Here is a 15,704-nt window from a genome sequence, read left to right on the forward strand (position 1 = left end):
CCGGCGTTCTACTTCGCGGACGAGGTCATCTGTTGGACCCTCTGCAGCCATTCGCCCTCGAGGATTAGCTGGACCTGGCCCAGGGCGTCGGCTCGTTCCAGTGACCACTCGTCGTCTACCTGGCGCACGACGACGCGGGTGTGGGCGGCTTGGCCGTGCCAGGCGGTGCCACCGCGGGGGACGTCCAGCTTGCGACGTTCGAGCAGGCCGGCCTTCTGCAGGACGGCGCAGGCGGGGCACCGGCCGTCGCGGCTGGCTACGCACCGGCCGCACAGGTTCGTGCCGCACAGGGCGCAGGGGCGGACGGCGTCCAGGCAGGCGCCGCAGGTGGCGGTCAGGCAGGACGAGCAGGTGGACTGCTGCTCGGTGGGGTGGTGCGACCGGCACAGCGGGACCATGCGCAGCGGGCTGCCGGAGACGGCGTCGCGAATGTAGCCGTCAAGCTGCCCAGGCGGAACCTGGTACGCGACGGGAACCAGTTCCCCGCTGGCGAGGCGCCACTGTTCGTCGACATGCAGACCGATGCCACCGTGCAGGTGTTCGATGGTGCGTCGCCGCACGACGCCGAGGAGCGAGCTCGTCAGCGCCTCCGGAAGCGTGCCAGTGAGCGCCGGGGTGTACGGCTCCGCGATACCGACCTCAATGAGGGCAGCTGCCGGCGCTACCGAGGACGTACCTGTCTGGGATTCGGCGTCGAGTGCCAGAACCGGGGTGACTTGGCGCGTGTGCGGCTGGGCGCCGAGAACCGTCGGTCCGCGCAGCCCGGAGCGTGCCGTCATCGTGCTGATCGAGAGCAGGGCGGGCCGGCCGAGCAGGGCCGCGCCCAAGGCTCCACGCCTGAGGTCGTCACGGTCCCAGCTGAGCGGGTGCCAGGTCGGGGGTTTGTCGCCGTGGCGGAGGCCGAGGAGGGCGTGGTCGCCGATCGCGGCGACGACGGCGGTGTACGCGCCGAGCTTGGAGACGGCGACGAGTTCCGGAGCCGGAAGCCAGCCCCGCAGCGCCCAGTCCAGCGGCTCCTGCGGTACACGCCACGCGGCGACCTCGTCGGAGGTCGTGACGCCCTCGCTCCAGCGGCGGACGAGCCCGCGGGCGTCGAGCAGGATCGCGTCCTCGGTACGTTGGCGGCAGATGACGAGTGTCGCCTGGCCGGCGGTTGGTCTCGCCTTGCCGGCGTGGCGCAGCACCGTCTCGCGACGCGAGGCAGGAGTCGCTGTCGGCAGCGGGCCGGCGGCCGTGGCCTCGGACAACTGCTGCTGGGCCTCGGCGAGTGCGGCAGGGTCTACAGCGGCGGCGGTCAGGATGCCGGAGGGGCGAGGCGAATTGCCGGCCTTCCACTCACCGCCATGTTCAGCGAACCAGAGCAGCTGGCTGCTTGGGTGCCGCTCCAGCACCAGTTCATCCGAGTCGTACGAGGGCGTCTGCGCGTCGAGCTGCTGGATGTCGATGTCGCCGGCGCCGATGAGCCGGGCCGCCTGGATACGTGCCTGCAGGACGGGCGCCGGATCGTCCCGCAGCGTCTCCCATGCCAGCACCTTCGTGCCGGAGAACAGCGCCAACTCGGTGCGGTGCTTGCCGACCAGCAGGGCCACGGTGGCGGCCGGGTCGTTTGCCACGAGCACGCTGAGGCCTTCGGCGGCCAGTTCAGCGGGGAGCAGCCGCATGTCGTCCTCGGTCGCCGGGGCGAGCCGGTGGCAGGTCAGGCACATCGTTCCGGCGATGCAGGTGCCGCACATCTTACGGCCGCACAGTGCGCACGCGGAGAGAGATAGGCGATGGGAGCAGTCGCGGCACGAGTGGTCGCCGCACCGATCGCACACGGTGTCGACGATGTCGGTGTACTGGCCGGCCCGGCACACGCCGCACGCAGGGCGCTCGCAGGTCCGGCACGGCATGATCGTTCCGTCGTCGCCGCAGCATCTGCCGTAGGCGAGCATGCAGACGGGGCATGAGGAGCCTCGGGTGCTGTCATGCAGATGCCCTCTGCAGTCCACCGACAATGCGACGTCAGCGGCGGCGTCGTCCTCTGGCGATGCCTGCAGCATCTCGCCGGGCTTCACCAGCGTCCGGTCTGAGAGCAGGTTCGCGTCGACCGGCGCGGCGGGCGCCACCAGATAGCGCCGTGTGGCCTTGCCGTGCGTGGACGACCACTGCTCGTCGACGCTCAGGACGGGCGTCAGCGCGACGAACGACAGCGGCGACAGTTCACGCAGAGCATCACGAAGTTGGACATCGTCGAGGTGGGCGGCCGGGGCCAAGCTGGTACGCCGCTTTCCGGAAGGAATTCGGCCGGTGATCGGCTCGCCCTCCTGCGAGTCGACAAGGTCGACAAGGGCGCGGGAGACGCTGACCTGGCGCTTCACCTGAGTGTCAGGGGCGGCGGGGGTGTACTTGAGCTCATCGGCGCTCGCGCCTGGCCACGGATGCCGCACGACCACCCGGTTGGTAGGCAGGCCGGCATCGGCAACCATCTGGGCCAGCTGTTCCTCGTCGGCGGCGACCGCACCGGCCACCCCGGGGATGAACACCGTCTCGGTGTGGGCGCCGTCGGTGAGGCGGCAGAGGTACGAGCGGTGCACTCCGTCGACGTCGACCGTCACCGGGCCGACCGTCGTGCGGGCAACCGGCCGGCAGTTCGGCGCCACCGCGTGCTCACTCGGCTTCAAGGGCTGGGTGTCGTGCACGGCAAGCGCTGGCCCGCCGGTGCCGTCGTGCCACAGCTCCTCATACACGAACTGCCCGTCGAGCACGTCGACGCGGCGTACCGCGGCGAACGGCATCACGACGACCGCCGGCACCTGCGGCGCCGCCTTTCGCCCGCGGAGCTTGGCCAGCAGGGCCGCGAGCCCGGCGGCGGCTTCTCCATCGACCGGCGGACCGTCGAGATCCGGCAGGCACTCGGCTGCGAGCATGTCGACGTGCGGGCCCTGGTCCTCTGCCGTGGTCCACCACACCGACCGCTCCACCTGCGCCCATACCGCCGCCTCGGTGAGCTCAGCTGCGTCCGGCGCCGCCTCGGCGATCAGGCCGACGCTGGGCGGCAGGCCGAGCCGCGCCGCCAATCCACGCAACCGGACCCGGGCCGGATCGTCCAGGTGTGCATCGGGAACCATGGTGGTCCGGGTGCCGTCGGCCGCGACAAGGATCGCGTGATCGGTCCCGACGAGGACCTGCGCCCCTGCGCCGAGCCGCCAGCCACGTTCCCATGTGCTGTCGAGGTCGGGTGCCCGCTCCGGGCGCCGGCACTCCTCGCACAGCGCACTTCTCTTGCGGCAGCTTCCGCAGGCCATGCGGCCGCATGCCGCGCAGGCGGCCACGGCGAGTCGTGGTCCACAGGCACCGCACCGCTGCCGAGCGCACAGTTCGCAGCTTGCGAGCGCCGCGGCGTCGACGACATGGGCGTCGGCGCACAGGGCCAGCGTCTGCACCGGAGCTCCGGTGGCCTCACAGGTTGGCGTGTGGTCGGCCGGGTCGCCACTCCACGCGTACCGCAATTCCCGCCGGGGGCCGGCAGTGTGCTCCCACTGCTCCACCACGTACAGCTCGTCGGAGCTGTGCACCTCCACCGTGAGCAGCTCGGCCCGCAGTTCGAAGTGCTGCTCGGTGACGGTGGACGCCTTCGCTGCCTGGAGGGCTCGAGTGAGCTGTTCGCGGCGCTCCATCTGCTCGTAGTGGCCACCGCCCCAGGCGTGCCGGGTGCTGGCCTCCTTCAACTGCTGGCTCAGGTTGTCGATCAGCTGCTTACGGGCCTCCTGCTGTCGCTGGCGATCGGCGAGCCGCGCCTGCTTCAGCTCCTCGTTGAGGTGGTTGGCCGCCGCGCGGTCGATGGTTGCCAGGATTTCCGGCTCGGTGAGCTCGACCGGGAGATCGGCGCCGTCCGGCAGCGGATCCCGGTCGGCGCCATCGGCCGGCCGCTGTCCGATGTCGACGGTCACCAGTTGCTGATTGCCAGTTGCGGCGCCCTCCTGGACACGGTAGGTCGCCCGGGCCGACCAGTCGTCGCTTGCTTCGATACGTCGTTCCACCAGGCGGACGTCGGCGGTGTGGGCGACGACGGGTCGCTGGTGGACGCCGGGGATGCGTGGCACGGAGCCGCTCAGATCACCCCGCACGCGCAGCGCCCGCAGCAGCTCGTCGAAGACCTCAGAGCCGACGACGCACAGCTCCGCGTCCGGGTGGGCATCCAGGGCGGCGTTCGTGAATGCCAGGTAGAGCTGTTCCCGGCCGTCCAACGCCTTGGAGAGGTCCCGGGGAAGGGTGACGATGGTGAACCCTTCCGACGGCTGTTCCAGCTGAGCACCGGCCCGGGCGAGGAACTGGCAGACGAACTGTTCAAGGTCCTTCTGCCGTCGGCGCGGCCGGTCCGCCGCTTGCGGCAGCAGTTCCGTCGCCTGCGGCTCGGCCGCCCGGACGGAGCGCTCCGCGCGGTGCTGCGCCAGCCACTGGCTCAGGCTGCTGTCAGCGGTCATCATCTGCATCGCGCGGCTCCGGGCCTGCTCCAGCTGACGCCCCAACTCGTCGAGGCGGTGCTGCATGGAGGCGTCGCTCTTCTGGTACAGCGCCTCCAGCACCCGGTTCTCCATGCTGGAGTCCTGGTCGGCGCCGTCGAGCTCGCCGAGCACGGTGACGACCTGACCGAAGAGCAGCTCGAACATCGCCAGCTTGTCGTGCAGCAGCCGGTAGACCTGCTCGTCGAGGGTGTCGAAGGCGAACAGGTTGGCGATGTGGACGTTGCGTGTCTGGGTGAGCCGGTGGACCCGGCCGATCCGTTGCTCGACCCGCATCGGGTTCCATGGCAGGTCGTAGTTGAGCACACAGTTGCTCACCTGCAGGTTCTGGCCCTCGGCGCCGGCGTCGGTGGAGATAAGCACAGCGGCCTTGCCGGCGCGGAAGCGTGCCACGGATTCGGCACGGGCGGTGTGACTCATGCTGCCGTGGAACGGCACCGCGGTGATGCCCTCAGCGTCAAGCAGCCGCAGCAGGCCGAGCAGCGTGTCGGTGTGCTGGGTGAAGACCAGGACGCGGCCGTGCTCATCGATCCAGGGCCGCAGGATCTGCAACGCGGCCTGTTCGCGGGCCGTGTGGTGGATGTCGCCGGCCAGGTGACCGATCTCGGTGAGCACCTTCCCGACCTGACGGTCGGGGTGCCGCTCCGCCATCCGCAGTGCGCTGCGCGAGACGGCCTGCGGCGACGCGGTGAGCCGCAGTGCGAGCTGCCGCCGGCGCATCGTGTCCCCGGGCGCGGTCATCCGGTTGCGCAGGGTGTCCAGCAGCAGGTCGTACAGCTGGCGCTCGGGCTCGGTGAGCCGCACCCCTCGATCGATCGGTGGCATCCGGTGGACCCGGTCGACCCCTGCCTGCTGGCGTGTTGTCCGCACGACCACGCTGCTGATGAGCTTGCGCAACTCGGGCGCGTTGACCGGGCGGCGCGGATCCTGGTTGTCCACGAAGCGTGACGTGAAGTCGCGCTCGGACAGGAACGTCCCGGGCCGTAGCAGTTCGATCAGCCGGTACAGCTCCAGCAGGCTGTTCTGCACCGGAGTCGCGGTGAGGAAGAGCGTGCGAGGCGCCTGAGCGATGAGCTCTCCAACTACCTCGCGGCCGCGTTTTGCGCCGGCGGTGGCAAGGCGGTGCGCCTCGTCGAGCACGATGAGGTCGAACGGCTCGCCCAGCCGGTGCGCGTTGCGGACCAAGAGGTGCTGCGTCATGATCATCCGGTCGTGCTCGAACGCCGACGGGTCCTGGCCGCTGACGACGGCAACGAACTCTTCGTCGAACTTCTCCAGCAGCTCTTGCCGCCACTGCTCGCGCAGCGGAGCGGGGCAGACGATGAGCACTCGATCGGCCAGCCCTCGCAGCAGGAGTTCCTTGAGGATCAGACCGGCCTCGACGGTCTTGCCCAGGCCGACCTCGTCCGCCAGCACGGCACGGCCGCCCATCCGGGTCAGCACCGTCCGTGCGGCCGCTTCCTGATGCGGCATGTGCTCGATGTGAGCGGCGTCGAGGGCCAGCAGCTCATCGAACTGGTCAAGTGTCGCCAGCCGCTCGCCCTCCAGGCGCATCTCGACCGCGTCGACAGGATCCCAGCCCCGCTCGCGGAGCGCCTTGAGGAGATGGCTTTGTGCCTCCTTGAAGAAGCCGATGTTGCCGTGCCACGTGTACTCCTCGGGCTGCCGCAGGCGGTACCGGCCGCCGCGGGTGGCGCGACGCGCCAGTCGCCGCCGTCCGGAGCGCGCGGGTGCTGCCGGCACGTCAGGCGAGGCGGTCGGCAGCGTCGCCGCAGCGACTGGCCAGCCGGGGGAGGACGTGCCGGAGAAGTTCGTCAGCGGGGCATGCACGACCAGCTCCATCGCGCCATCGGCACGGCGCTCGAGCCGGAGCAGGTCACCGATCCGCGCGGTGTCCTGCAGGTACTCCAGAAGCGACTCGCCGGACAGGTTGCGCCGCCCTGCGGTCCATACGACGGGCAGCTGCTCGCCGTCGACCGTCACCGTCAACGAGGCGGACTGGTCGCCGAGATCGAGTCGTCGCTGCTCGGCGGGGCCGAGCGAGATCTCGCCGGTGTCGAGCATGGCTTCGGTGACCGTCCGCTCGACGCTCATCCGCTCAACCAACTCCGCCTCCGAGTCGCTTCCGTCCCTCAACGGTGATGCTCAATGTGGTGTAGGTCCGCTCGTCGCGCTGCGCCTTCTCCCGGTCGATCAGGCCGCCCTCGAGCAGCGCCGACACCGCGGTGTCCCAGCGACGCTCGGCAGCGCGCAGGTAGCGCAGCGCGCCGAATTGCGGGCAGCGCTGCAGTCCGGCGCCGAGAGGGCGGCCGGCAATCGTCTCTGCGCCGAGGACCGCGGCCTTGAGTCCGCTCTCGCCGTAGCGGCCGACCGGCAGCGCGCTGGCCCACGCCACCGCCTGCAGCACGGTCAGCTCGGCGTTCACCAGATGCTCCGGGTCGGGCACCGCCGAAGCCGGAAGGTCCCGCCCTGCCGACACCCCGCCGCAGTTGTCGCACACCTCATGCCCGGGACCGCAGCGGTAAGAGGGGAACCCGAAGTATTCGACCATCGTCGATCGGCGACAAGTACCGCTCTCCACATAGGACAGCAATGCCTGCAGTTGCGCGCGCTGCCACTGGCTCCACCGGTCAACCTCACGCGACAGCATCCGCGCGTCCACCCGCTCGGACAGCAGCCGCACACGGCGGTAGCGGCGCGACGAGGCGAAGGTGACCAGGCGGTCCAGCGACCAGTCGACCAGGTCTCGTTCCAAGTCGTCGGGATCGATGCCGTGGGCGTCGCGCAGGGCGTCGAAGTCGATGCGGCTGGCGACCTGCGGACGCAGCTTCAACAGCACCGAGAGTTCGCGAAAGCGGCGGCGGGCTGCCATGTCCTCCGGTTCACGTAACCCGACGTGGACGGTCCCACGTGCCGAGCAGTCCGGCCGCTGCTCCAACGCGCCGGTGCGCTCCAGCCAGGCGAGCAGCACGTTGAGTTCATCGGGTTCGACGCCGACAGCGTCGGCGAGCTCCTCCTGGTCGAAGACGACATCGCCGCCGCGATGCTGCTGCCGGGGCAGCAGGCCGAGCAGCATCGTGACCTGGGCAAGCCGTCGCGCTTCGCCGGTGTCGGCGAGGTGTGACCTCCGCCGTGCGATGTCGCCGCCGCTGTACAGCAGCACACACTCACCCGTCAGCTGCGGTGAACGCGCCGCACGCCCGGACTCCTGCACGTACGCGTCGAGCGAGTCCGGCAGGTCGTAGTGCACCACCCAGCCGATGTCCGGCTTGTTCACCCCCATGCCGAACGCCTTCGTCGCCACGATCACCTGCGTCGTGCCGGCCAGGAAGTCGTCCTGGACGGCCTCACGCTGCTCGGGCACCATCCCCGCGTGGTAATGCCGGGCGCGGACGCCGGCACGGCGCAGCAACGCGGCGACCTCTTCGGTGACCGCGCGCCGCGACGCGTACACGACGCCGGGGACACCATCCATGGCGGTGACAACGCGCAGCAGCTCACGAGCCCGATCCCGCTCACCGGTCACCTTGACCACACGGAAGCGCAGGTTAGGGCGGTCCGCGGGCCGGCTGACGGTCACTGGTCGATCCAGCTCGAGGGTCTGGCCGATGTCCTGCGCGACCAGCGGCGTGGCGGTCGCGGTCAGCGCCATCCTCGGCGCTCGGCCGAGGTGGGCGACGGCCGTCGAAACCCGCCGAAACTCTGGCCGGAAGTCGTGTCCCCAGTCGCTGACGCAATGCGCCTCGTCCACCACCAGCGCTGCAAGATCCTGGCGCTCCAAAGCGATCCGTAACACCGGGTCACGGACGAGACGCTCCGGCGAGACGTACAACAGCCGCACCTTGCCGGCGGCGAGATCGCGGACGATCTCCGTCCGGACCGTCGACGGCGTCGACTGGGTGATGCCCTGGACGCCCCGCAACCCGCGGCGACCACGCAGGTCATCCAGCTGATCCTTGATCAGTGCCACCAATGGGCTGACCACGACGGTCGCCCGGTCCTGCGGGCGCAGCAGCGCTGGAAGCTGGAAGCACAGCGACTTGCCCATGCCGGTCGGCAGAATGCCCACCGTGTCAGCACCGCCGAGCTGCGCTGTCATCAACCGCAACTGCTCGTCGTGCAGCTCTTCGATGCCGAACAGGCGGCGGGCGGCCTCCCGCAGTTTCGCCTCAGGGTCCTCGCCCTCGTGTAGCCGCAACTCCGCGAGCGCGGCATCCACATCGTTGCCGGCAAGGGCGAGCGCTTCAGCCAGATCAGGCTCTTCGCCCGTGACGAACCGCACCGCGAAACGCCACGCATCGTCGCGGTCCTGCGCGTGGTACACCTGTGGGCCGGGGAGCGTCTCCAGCAGCATCCGGTTGGCGGTGCCAGGGGACTGCATCCGCCGGTCGGCGATCAACGCCACGCCACGATCGGCCTCACCCCGGATCAGACGACCGAAACCCTGGGCGAGCAGGATCGCCGTCTTCGGGACCACGTACTCCAGGAATGGGTCACCGCCGCGATCGGCGATGGCGCGGACCCGGGCCGCCACGACCGGATCGTCCGGATGCGGATAGGGCGGCTTCTCGATGACCAGGTAGCTCAGCGTTTCCCCGGGTGCGTCGAAGCCCTGCCAGTACGAGCGCACGCCGTACACGACCGTGCCGAGATCCCGGCGGAACCGTTCGGCGATCTCCGCCGATCCTGCCTCTCCCTGCACCATCAGGCTCACACCGCGCTGCTCCAACGCGTCGCGCCGCTCACGGACCAGGTCCGCGACCGCCTCCATCCGGCGCCGGGCCGCGAACAACGTGAGCGCTCTGCCGCCGGTGAGGGACAGCAGGCCGACCTGGTCGCGGGCGAACTCCTCGATGAACTCCTGCTCCTGAGTCGGCACCGGCGCCGGAAGATGATTGGTGAGCACCACCGCCGACTGCCGTTCGTGATCGAACGGGCTGCTGAGCTGCCGCCCCTCGAAGACGGCCGGATCGAGCGCGCCGGGCTCAACGGTGATCCCCAGCCGGGTGCCGAGATATTCGAAGGTGCCCCCTGCGGTCAACGTCGCGCTCGTGAGCGTGACACTGCGCGCCGCCCGGACGATGCCGCCCGCGAACGCCGACCCGACCTCGATCGGGATACACGAAAATGTCCAGTCCGTGAGGTCGTCGACACCGGACAGCAGGTAAACCCACAAGTGTTCATCGGGCAGGCTGCGCAGACGAGCCAGGATCTCGCCGGCTTCCCGGACGGCACGAGCGGTGGCGGCCGTCCGGATGGTTGTGACGCGCGCCAGCATCCGCTGCCGGGCGCCGTTGGGAGCGAGAGCCCGGACGGCGCTTTCGACCGCGTCCACCTCATGCTTGACGTCGTGCAGGCAGTCGCCGAATTTTCGGACCGCCTCGGCGAGCTGCCGGTACTCGGGACGGCTGCGCACAACGCCCAGCCGGAGCACCGTGGAGCGCCCGGCCCCGCCGTACTCGTGCAGGTAGCCGGTCACCGCGGCAGTCAGCTCGTCTGTCTCACGTCGCAGCTGGTTGGCCAGGACCCGAAGGTTCCGTCCTCCGGGAAGCTGCACACCGGCACGGGCCAGACGGCGCACGTGCCGATCCAGACCCGTCCGGCCGTCCAGCCTGGCGGCAAGGCCATGCAGCTGTGGCGATCCGACCGCCTCGGTCCAGGCGGCGGTGAGTGAGTCCTCGAGGTCATGAGCCTCGTCGAACACGAGGTCAGCGCCGGCGGGTGACAACAGGTCACCCGGACGGTGGCCCTGCTGCGCGAGCTTCGCCCACGTCGCGATCAGCGCATGGTTGACCGCCACGACACCCGGTCGCTCGCGCACGCCGGCGAGCCGGGTCATTAGCGGGCACTGCGCCGCCCATGCGCAGTCGAACCGTTCGCAGGAAGGGGCGTCGGTGCGCAGCGCCTCCCGCGCGGCCCGATAGTCGGCCCGTGTGCTCACCACGTCGGCATCGGCGACGTCGTCCCAGATGCCTGCCTCCGAGGTCGCCAGCGCCCGGACCGCGACCGCCAACGCCAGCCAATGGTCGGCGCCGGCGTCTGCCTCCGATGCTTCCAGGTTGACCGCGACTTCACGCGTGCACAGGTAGTTGGCCACTCCGAACAACTGCCGGAACGGCGCGGCGAACATGCCCTGCTGCTGCATCCTGGCCACGTCCCGGCGCAACTGCTGCTGCAGCACCTTCGTCGCGGTGGCGACCACGACGGGACGCGCTGCCCGTGCTGCCCGGCCGGCGGCCGGTGCCAGGTAGGCCAGGGACTTTCCCGTGCCCGTCGGCGCCTCGATGGCGAGCAGACCTTGATCGTCCAGTACCTCGGCGATCGTCCTCGCCATCTCCTCCTGCGACCGGCGGGCGGTGAATCCCAGCTTGTCGAGGTGAGCAAGGACCTGGCGTACTGCGTCACGTGCTCCAGACGGTGCCGAGCTCACAGCCGGCGGGGTCAACAGCGGGTCGGTGGCGCAGGACAGTCCGTCAGTCGCGCCCTGCGGAAGTGGTACGTCCGGAAGAACCCGGGCGAGATCCAACCCACCCGCTACCAGGCAGGCACGCGCCAGTCGCCAGGATGCGTCGGCCGGATCGACCTTCGCCAGCAGCGCCCGCAGGCATTCCGCGGCGGCCTGTGCCTGATCGAGAAGACCATCCCCATAGGTCACGCCGAGGGTGGCGCACAGGTCGCTCAGGCGACTGGCCGGCCGGGCGGGTTCGTGCAGGAGCGCCAGCAGCCGGAGATCGATGAGTGCGCTCGGCAGGGCAGCAGTGAGAGCCGCGTATGGGCTGGTCGGAAGATCTGACAGCCCGAAGCCCACCGCGGCCGAGGCGCCCTCGGCCAGTTTCCGCAACGGGCCGGCCTGGTCGCCGTCGCCGGGCAGGCATGCGCTGCTGGTGTCGTCCAGCCGGATGACCGCAAAATCCCGGACCGTCTCGTGCTCGTTGCGCAGCGGCCCGGCAGCCAGTACCACCAGGTCGCTCACCGCGATAGGCGGCGCAGCTGCGACCGTCAACCACGCGGGCATCCCGTCGCCCTCGGCCTCGGTGGGGACATCGGGAGGTGTCGGAGGCTCAGGCGCGACGCGGAGGGTCGGGATGATGAGCCGACCCATGTCGTCGCGGCCGAACGCGTCCGGGAAACGTTCCGGCAGACCTGCGAGTCGTGGCGGCCCCAGAACGATTCCACTGTCCCGGAGCGCGGCCGCGAGGTCCTCCGGCGAGAGCGGTCCTCGCTGCGTCAGCAGGTCGCGCGCCAACCCGAGGTTCGGGGGCAACAAGCCGCGCAACCTTCGCCCCCTTGCATGAGCACGCCGTCGCTCTGGTGCATCGCCCTGCGCCCCGCCGACATGAGCAAATGGCGTGGGCCGACGCGGACAGCACGCTGGCTCAGGGGGATTGGTAAGGCACGGTGCCCCAGAGGCCCCTAACATAGGGACTACTGTGCCGGTCTCGGATCATCCGGATGGGTAGCGTTTGAAACCGTCTGTGACCGGGCGTTGAGGCATTTTTGGTTGATCATTGCCTGGTTGTGTACCGCCATTCACAGCCGACCGGACGATTGTTTCCGGCCGGCGGCGGCGCCGTTCAGGCGTCCTCCAAATCCTCCGGCAGCAGGGTGGTCAGCGCTTCCCTGTCCATGTTGGCGGTGCCGCGCAGGCGCATCGCCTGGCGGCCGGTCATCGACTCCAGGAGCTGTCGGGCGGCGCGGGCGTTGCCGAAGGAGTCGTCGGGTTCGCTGGTGTCCGACGAGCGGGCGTCGAGCGCTGCCCGTACAGCTGCCAGGGTCTGCGGTGGGCACTGGTAATGCTGTTCGGACGCCATCCGGTGGAAGATGGCGACCAGCTCGTCGACGGTGTACTGGGCGAATTCGATCCGCCGGCCGAACCTGCTGCGCAGTCCCGGGTTGGTGATCAGGAAGCGGTCCATCTCGGCCGGATAGCCGGCGACCACCACGACGACCTCGTCCCGGTGGTCTTCCATCAGCTTCACGAGCGTGTCGACCGCTTCCCTGCCGAAGTCGTGACCGGGACCGTGGTGTGCGGAGAGCGTGTAGGCCTCGTCGATGAAGAGGACGCCGCCGCGGGCCTCCTCAAACCGTGAGGTCGTCTTGAGCGCGGTCTGGCCGACGAACCCGGCGACCAGGTCGGCCCGGCTGACCTCCACCATGCCGCCGTCGGCGAGGACGCCGAGCGCGGCGAGCAGCCGACCGTACAGGCGGGCGACCGAGGTCTTGCCGGTGCCCGGCGGGCCCACGAAGATCAGGTGCCGGCTCAGCGGCTGCGCAGGCAGTCCGAGCGCGGCACGGTGCTGGGCCATCTCAACCTGCGCGACCAGCGTCGCCACTTCCCGCTTGACCGCGCCGAGGCCGACCATCGCGTCGAGTTCGGCGAGGAGCCGCTGCGTCTCCTCCTGGTCGGCGACCCCCACTCCAGCGGCGATGCCCGAGGCTGCTCGCGCCGCCGTCACGTCCTCGGGCAGCAACGTCGTCAACGCCGCCACGTCATAGGCGTCGTTGCGGGCTGAACGGCGAGCCAGGTTCTCCCGCATCGCCTGGAACAGCATCCGGGCCGCTCGCCCATTGCCGAAGTTGGCGGCGCGGCTGAGCTGGATCAGCGTCGCGGTCAACGCGGCGCGGGTCTCGCCGGGCACGACGTAGTCCTCGTCCACCGCGAACTTCTCGACGATCTCGACGAGTTCCTCGACCGTGTAGTGCGGAAAGTTGATCGTCGTGGTGAACCTGCTTCGCAGGCCAGGGTTGACGTCCAGGAGCTTGCGCATCTCGTTCGGGTAACCGGCCATGATCACGATGACCTCGTCCCGGCGGTCCTCCATCAGCTTGATGAGCGTGTCGATCGCCAGCCGGCCGAAGTCGTTGCTCTCCTCGTTGCCGCTCGCGGGCGCGAGCGCGTAGGCCTCGTCGATGAAGAGGACCCCACCCCGAGCACGCTCGAACGCGGCGAGCGTGCGCTTCTCCGTCTCACCGATGTGTGAGCCGACCAGCTTCGCCCGATCCGCTTCTTCGACGTGGTCGCGCGCGATGAGGCCGAGGGCGGAGGCGATCGCCGCATAGCGCCGCGCCACCTCGGTCTTGCCGGTGCCCGGCGGTCCCGTGAAGATCAGGTGCCGCTCCAACGACACCGGCGTCAGCCCACGCTCGGCCCGGCGCCGCTGGTAGTCGGCGAAGTCGACCAGCTTGCGCACCTCCTCCTTGACCCGACCCAGGCCGATCATCGCGTCGAGCGCAGCGAGTGCCGTGTCGAGGTGGGGGCCCTGCTCCGCGGGCGCGGCCTGGTCCGAGTTCTGTGTCGCCGCTGTACTGCTGGCTTGACCGCCCGCCGGGCTGGAGTGGGCGCCGCCGTTCACCGGTCCGCCCCTGCCCGCGCCGCCGTTCACCGGTCCGCTCCTGCCCTGGCCTGCGGGCGCTGACTCGCGCGCCCCCTCGGGCAATGGGCCGACGTGACGTGCGAACGTGACCGGTTCGCCGCCCCTGAGCCAGACGTCGTCCTCGGCGTTGCCGGTGGCGGTGCAGTCCGTCACCTCCATCTCGCCGCACGCGTCGAACTGGATGCCGTCGCGGCGGTTACCGGTGGTGGCGCACCGGATCAGCTCGCCGCTCGTGCCAGCGCCGACGTAGATGCCCACGATGCTGTCGGTGACGCTGACACCGGTCAGCGTGGCGCGCGCATTGCTCAGGGCGATGCCCGTCTGCCCGCCGGAGTTGATCCGTACGTCGTTGGCGACCAGCCGGGCACCCTGCACGACGATGCCGGACCCCTCGGCCCGCTCGATGCTCACGCCGGACATGGTCGCGGCGCCCTGGGAAAGGACGACGCCGACGCCGACATCGCGCAAGGCCAGGGTGTCCAGCCACACCTCGGCCGTCGGCCCCTGGATGCCGACCGCCGGCACACTCTTGTCCGCGACGTCGCGCACCGTCCAGTGGGAGTACCTTCCCTTGGCGTTGGTCACGCCCAACGCCTGGGAGGCGACCGACTCCATGGTCACGTGCTGCATCACAGGTGCCGCGTCGCCGCTCACCTGTACCCCCAGGCCGTTGATGCGCCGCAGCTGGACGTGCTCGAACCGGGGCGTCGCACCCGCTTCGACCGCGATCGCGCTGGCTCCATCGACCTGCTCGACGGTGCACTCCTCGAACGTGCCGGCGGCGCCGCGGACCACGATCGCCTGCGCGGCGAGCTCACGCAGCCGCGCCCGCCGCACGACCGGCCTGGCGCCGTTCGCCACCATGATGGCCGGCATCTTGCTTCCGGTGACGGTCACATCGACGCACTCACCAGAGGCGCCGTTGTGCCAGTACAGACCGTTGCCGGCCGCACCGGTGACGGTGCAGGCGGACACCGCGACCGCCGCGTTGTCGGCCATGATCCCGCTCACCCCGACAGGGCCGATCGTGCACCGCTCGACGACGCCCTTCCCGTCGCGGACCTGAATACCGTCCGCCGCAATCGAACGCAGCGAGCACCCACGCACGGTGGCCGCACCACCCCGGACGAAGACAGCCGAAGCGACGCCCTCCAAGTGGCTGTCCTCGACGAGGATCTCGCCGGCGTCAACCAGTACCGTGGCGAAATCCCGGTCGTCACCAGCGATCGACAGCCCGCTCAGGACCGACGAGCCACCACGGACGTGAACGGCCGCTCCCCGCGCCGACCGCCACCGCACAGAACCGGCACCGTCACGGGCCTGGATCCGAACCGCTCGGGTCAGCACCACCGACTCCTGGTAGTCACCTGGTAGGACCAGCACCGTCGCCCCTGGCGGCGCGGCCGCGATCGCCGCAGCGATCGACGGATACTCACCCGGCCAGCCCCGCGCGACCCGCAGCACCACACTCATTCTGTGCCCCTCCCGTGCGCCGCACTGTACCGGGACACGGCCACCTGTGCCCGCCACCGCAAGCTCAGGCACGGGCACTCAACCATCGATTGGAGACGGCGGTCTCCCCCGCAGCGCCGACTACTAGAGACCTTTCGGGGTCAGGGTTTGGGTTGCTCCTTCTTTGTGGGTGATCGCTCTGGCCTGTGGCGGCGGTGTGCTGGGGGTATGCGGTACGGCGATGGCGGTGGTCTGAACTCGGCTGCGCGGGAGCGGCGGGAGTTGGTGCGTCGTCGGGCCGGGGAGCTGTTCGCGGAGGGCGTCACGGCGTTGGGCGTGGCTGCTGCGTTGGAGGTCTCGGCGAACAGCGCGT

General features: G+C 70.1%; 3 protein-coding genes. All 3 read right to left on the minus strand.

Features of this window, described 5'->3' with window-relative positions:
* Window positions 1-8 precede the first annotated feature (8 nt).
* A complete protein-coding gene (locus ABD332_RS41865) occupies window positions 9-6,599 on the minus strand; it encodes a helicase-related protein (protein WP_344509354.1) in 6,591 nt (2,196 codons plus the stop codon).
* Window positions 6,600-6,603: 4 nt separating this feature from the next.
* Window positions 6,604-11,772, minus strand: coding sequence for a RecQ family ATP-dependent DNA helicase (locus tag ABD332_RS41870; protein ID WP_344509357.1), 5,169 nt, complete (start codon window positions 11,770-11,772; stop codon window positions 6,604-6,606).
* A gap of 307 nt (window positions 11,773-12,079) precedes the next feature.
* Window positions 12,080-15,352, minus strand: coding sequence for an AAA family ATPase (locus tag ABD332_RS41875; protein WP_344509359.1), 3,273 nt, complete (start codon window positions 15,350-15,352; stop codon window positions 12,080-12,082).
* Window positions 15,353-15,704: the final 352 nt, after the last annotated feature.

The sequence above is a fragment of the Dactylosporangium maewongense genome (assembly GCF_039531485.1).
Classification (GTDB): domain Bacteria; phylum Actinomycetota; class Actinomycetes; order Mycobacteriales; family Micromonosporaceae; genus Dactylosporangium; species Dactylosporangium maewongense.